General features: G+C 29.4%; 2 protein-coding genes and 1 pseudogene. All 3 read right to left on the minus strand.

Going from position 1 to position 5,858, the window contains the following annotated elements:
* A pseudogene (locus QZZ11_RS04085) lies at positions 1 to 2,640 on the minus strand (hypothetical protein); the annotation flags it as partial.
* A gap of 719 nt (positions 2,641 to 3,359) precedes the next feature.
* Positions 3,360 to 4,583, minus strand: a complete 1,224-nt coding sequence (locus QZZ11_RS04090) for a methionine adenosyltransferase (protein ID WP_292473845.1) — start codon at positions 4,581 to 4,583, stop codon at positions 3,360 to 3,362.
* A 276-nt stretch (positions 4,584 to 4,859) separates the two neighbouring features.
* Positions 4,860 to 5,858, minus strand: a 999-nt coding sequence (locus QZZ11_RS04095; RefSeq protein WP_292473846.1) for an Ig-like domain repeat protein, incomplete at its 5' end; no start/stop codon positions are given.

A 5,858-nucleotide genomic window follows, 5' to 3' on the forward strand; every position in this document is an offset into this window, starting at 1 on the left:
TACAGTTACAGGTTTATTAATAACAATTGAATGTTCTTTATCAATCAATCCCTGGAAATCAAGAGTATCACCAGGATTCACATCATCACTTAAAGTATGACCTTCACCACCAAATACCTCATCAACATTATCCTGAGTTACTATGATAGTTTTAGGTTCTGCTTTAGGACCAGTATTATCCCGTACTATGTTGTTTTCTCCGGTTACGGTTACTGCATCATCTCCAAGTTTATCGTTTGCTATGATTATGTTGTCTGTTACCGTGTTGTCGTTTCCTGTGAGTTCTATTGCTGGTGCTGTTGTGTCACTGGTTATAGTGATGTTGTTGTTTTTGATTTGTGTACCATTTGTATCCAATTTTATAATATATAATTTTCCATTTTCACCAGTCATAGTGATATTGTTATCTTCAAAAGTTAAATTGTTTGTAATTTTATAAATATTTTGTCCAAATAATATTAACGATGGATTATCATACACATCCATTGTTTCATTAATATTAAACGTATTGTTAATAAATTTAACATTGGATGTTCTAATATCTATTGCATTATATGAACTGTTTGTACTAGGAGCATTAATATTTATTTTACAATTTTTAAGAACAATATTGCTCATAGCATCATCGGCTATTTGGGATATAGTTAATACCGGATTAATATTATCTTCAACATAATCGACAGTTGCATTAATCGTAACATTTTCCATGGTTATGATATTGGTTATACCATCAGGAATTTTGTGTCCAATAACAATCCTAAGAACTTTTGTCCATTCCTCATCATAAACTAAATTCATATTAGATATTGATAATCTTTCATTTTTTAAATTTATACGGACATTTCTAAGTATTAAACTTTCATTTTTTCCAACAAGTGAAATAGAATATTTATTGATATTGTTGTTGTTTATTTCAAAAAATGTGACTTCAGAGGGGAAATAATAGAAGTTTAATACAGTGTCTCCAGTAAATTTATTTGCAATAGGTGAACTTTTTCCAGAAGATGTATTAATGGTGAACCATTCCAAATAATTTTCTTCAGTAATATCAACAACAGTAGGTTCTCCTTCACTTTTAACTGTTTTACTTGATTTTTTATTAAAATTTAATAAAGTAATATGATTAACTTCTTTGATATTGTCATATTCATCATCAGTTTCACTGATTTGGTTATCATTACACACCATTGTGTTGTTTGCTGCTTGAGTAACTACTAGCATATTAATAGTATTATTGCATAAATAACAATTTGCACCATTAATATTCACTGTTGAGTTCTCAGCGTTGTTGTTTTTAAAGTTTATGTTATTTTTTAGTGTAACATCTGATTTGAATATGTTGTTTGTTACGTTAGAGTATTCGTTTATTGTCACTGTATTATTGAATGTATTGTCAATAACGTTTGAGTATTTTTGTATTGTTGTTGTATCATTGAATTGGTTGTCTGTTACATTGGAATATTGTTTTATTGTTGTTGTATTGTAGAATTTGTTGTCTTTTACATTTGATTCTTTTGCTATTGTTGCTGTTCCTGTGAATGTGTTTCCTGCTACTAAACTACCTTGTGCTCCACTGAATGATGCACCATTGTTTATTGTGTTGTTTATGTATCCATTTCCAAGGTATGTATCATTGTAGTAGTCGTTGGTTGTGTTGGTTTCTGGATCGTATGTTCCTGCCCAGTTTCCTACTATTCCAATTCCTGTGTAGTTTATGGTATTGTTTATTATGTGGTTGTGTGGTCCACCAATTGTTATTGCATGACATATTGAACTTGCTTCATCTGGTCCAATTATGATGTTATTGCTTATGGTGTTGTTCTTGTTTTGTGTTATACCATTACCTGATTGGCCAAATTGGTTTAAGTACACTAGGTTACCTACTGTTCCTTGACCAATTATTGTGTTGTTGTCTATTGTACAGTTTTCACCGAATGTTATTACAACGGCACTACAACCTGTGTTGTTTGCTGCGTAGAAGTAACTGTTTTTAACTGTAATATTACTTACTCCTGTACGCATTGCAAAGTAACCCGTACTTTTTCCAACACCCTGATTGTCCACTGTTACATTGATGTTATCAAATATGATATTTGATACTGATGTTGTGAAAACCTGTGTGTTATGGAATTTTAGATTTGTAATATTGGAATTTGATGCGTTATCCTTAAATTCGATATATGTAGGATTACTTTCATCATCATATCCATAGATTGTATTTAAATCTAATGTAAATCCGTTACCAGTTATATTAATTTTATCATTGATAGTATAACTGGAAGTTGTACGTGTTACATCACTTGTAAAGTTCAAAGTATCATTTTCACTTACTAGTGAGGTCAAACCAGAAGCTGTTACATACTCGTCAAAGTTAGTATTGTTTATGTTATGTATTGTGCCTCTGGTATTTTCTTCGTTCTTTATTTCTTTCGTAACATTTGTTACTTGTTGCGTCTTTTTGATTTCATTATTACTATTATCATTAGTAATTACCTGTGTATCAACTGCTTGAGTATCTTCATGTATAGTAGTTGTTGCATCTGATGATGATACTATTGTATCATCTACATCAGCTGCACTAGCAACCGATACTAGCATTACTAATAAAGCAAGTAATATAAAGAAATACTTGGACTTCATTTTATTTTTTCACCCATTTAGTAATTTTTTTAATTATTTTATGAATTAGTAAAAATTTGTAAAAATACAATTAAGAAATCTGTGATTTCTTTGAAATTATGTAATTCATATCATTTCTTTGTTGATAAATTATTCTTAATAATCAAATAATAAATAAAAAAATTTTAATTAATTTATATAATAAAAATTAATTAAAATATTATAATCAATTATCAATTATTCTTTATCAATAATATTTATATAATATGTTTTAATAAATAAAGTTTTTCAATCCTTTTAATTTTTTATTAAAAAAATGTAGTTATTGATTTATTAAATAAAAGAATATAATCTAATTTTCTAAAAAAAAGAATTTTATAAAAGTATATCCTTAAACATAACCTCATTTTTCGTATTATATAATTTTATTTCAGTAAAATATATTTTATCGAATTTAATTCTTTTAAAAAATAGAATAGAAATAATATTATCCACAATAAGAAAACAATGATTGATAATAAGAATATCATTTTTACAGTAAATAACAAGATTCCTGAATAGTATAATACAAAAACAATGTCAACACACATTCACAGCAAAAGCAACAAAATATTTTAGTAAAAAAAGAGTTTTATATAGATTCTTAAAATAATTACTTCTTTGATTGTGTTTGTGAAAAAAAAATAATTAAAAAAATATAATTTATAGTTAAAAAAGAGTAAAAAAGGATTAAACCAATCCTAGAAAGTTCTTAGTTTTCCTTCTAACATGAAGTCTTTGATGTCGGTGATGTTTTCTAACCATTTATCAATGATTCTTGTTACATCCTCTTCCACATCATCAATTGAATATCCTTCTTCTGTGGTGATATGTGCTGTTGCAGTTCTTGGCTGATCAATTGGTTTACCTATTTGACTGAGGATAATCATATCAATATTTTTAACTCCTTCCACATCTGCAACTACTTCTCTTGTAATTTCATTTGAAAGTAAGTTGTATATTTTTCCCACGTGATTAATTGGATTTTTACCACTTGTTGCTTCCATACTCATTGGTCTGTTAGGAGTTATAAGTCCGTTTGCACGGTTTCCTCTTCCTACTGAACCGTCATCTCCCATTTCTGCACTTGTACCTGTTACTGTTAAGTAGTAACCAGATTCGTCTTTTTTACTTTCATCATCAGCGGTGTTAATTAATGTGTCAACATTTAAATCTGTTGTTTTTGCTGCTAAATCTTTAACTATATCAATTAATTCTTCTTTACCACTTAAGTATGCATCTCTGTCATCCACATATCTTGATACGAATGCTGCTGCAATGGTGAGTGTTATATTGTCTTTTTCACGTAAACCCATTACTTTTATGTCTTCTCCAACAAATGGGTATTGTTTTTTGAAGTCTTTGCTGTTCAATAATTCTTCAGTTTTAAGTACTAAATTTTCTGTTTCGGAAAATGGTGCAAATCCCACACCGAATGATGTATCATTTGATGAAGGTATTTCGTTAGGTCTTTGGAATACGTCTCTTAAGTCTGCTGATCCTTCACCTATTTTACATTCCACCACAGTACCATATTCTACATCCAAGTTGATTATAGTATCTTTGAGGAAATTTTTAGCAGCTTCTATTGCAATTGTATCTACTCCAACTTTGTGAGTTTCACCGTTGGGTAAAGTAAATTCATTTGCTGCCCTACCTGTTAATAATATTTCTATAGGTTTGATGATTTGTCCGCCACCAAACTTAGGATCGGATTCTCCTGCAGTAATTTGCACTTCATCAGTATTGTGGTGTAATACGTGTCCTGCTTTATCTTTGTAAGTTTGAGATAATACCCTACTTACTGCTTCTGCTATACCATCACTTATACTGTCAGGATGCCCTATACCTTTTCTTTCTACAATTTCTATTTCATTTAATTCTACTGGTCTCTGAATTGCTTTTTCGATTTTGATATTTCTCATGAGTACACCTTTTTTATATTAATCGAATGAATAATTAAAAATCAATAAATATGAATACTTCTTTTAAATTCATAAAAGTTTAATTTACAAAAAAATATTTTTAAAAATTTATTACTAATAATATATTTATTTTTCAGATATTTAATATTTATTTTTCAACAGGATATATGCATTACAATATCCTATTTTAATTTAAATACTTAAATCAACAGGTTCCCCTATAAATTGATAAAAAAAATAAAAAATAGAAGGTGTTTAGAATATAATTAATAGTACTTATTGTGCTTTTAGTACTGTGAATGTTGTACTGGTTTCAAATGCATTATACTTGGCACTTCCACTGTAACCTATGGTTACGTTGTTTACACCTTCTTTAGTGGTTGCTACTGATAATGTGTATTTTCCTGTGCTGTCTGTTTTTGCATAGTATTTGACACCGTTAATTGTGATTTTTACGTTACTGTTTGTTACTGCTTTTCCCAAGTTGTCAGTGAACTTACCTGTAATTGTTACGTTGTTTCCTTTTTTTACATCACTGATTTTGTTATATGTTACTATAACGTTTTGTTTTCCTACTGTGAATGTACTGTTTACTTCATATGCATTGTATTTTGCATTTCCACTGTAACCCACACTCAAGTTGTTTGTTCCAACTTTGGTTACCAGTACGGATAATGAATATTTTCCTGTACTGTCAGTTTTAGCATAATATTTAACTCCATTGACAAATATTTTCACATTACTTTTTACAATTGCTTTTCCCAGGTTGTCAGTAAACTTACCTGTTATTGTGACATTGGTACCAGCCGGAACCTCCATAACCGGATCATAGGTTACAATTACATTCTGCTTACCAACATTAAACGTTGAATTAACTTCATAAGGATTATATTTTGCATTTCCACTGTAACCCACACTCAAGTTGTTAACTCCAACTTTAGTTACCAGTACAGATAACGAATATTTTCCCGTACTATCAGTTTTAGCATAATATTTAACACCATTGACAAATATTTTCACATTACTATTAACAATTGCCTTACCAAGATTGTCAGTAAACTTACCAGTAATTGTAACATTGGTACCGGCAGGAACCTCTTTAACAGGATCATAAGTTACAATAACATTCTGCTTACCAACATTAAACGTTGAATTAACCTCATAAGGATTATATTTTGCATTTCCACTGTAACCCACACTCAAGTTGTTTACTCCAACTTTGGTTACCAGTACTGACAAGTTGTATTTACCATTTTTATCCGTTTTAGCCAAGTA

It is taken from the genome of Methanosphaera sp., assembly GCF_016282985.1.
In the GTDB taxonomy this organism is placed as follows: domain Archaea; phylum Methanobacteriota; class Methanobacteria; order Methanobacteriales; family Methanobacteriaceae; genus Methanosphaera.

What these genes read in the sequence shown, in the direction of transcription:
- QZZ11_RS04090 (WP_292473845.1), bottom strand. Translation starts at nt 4,583, where the DNA reads ATGAGAAATATCAAAATCGAAAAAGCAATTCAGAGACCAGTAGAATTA.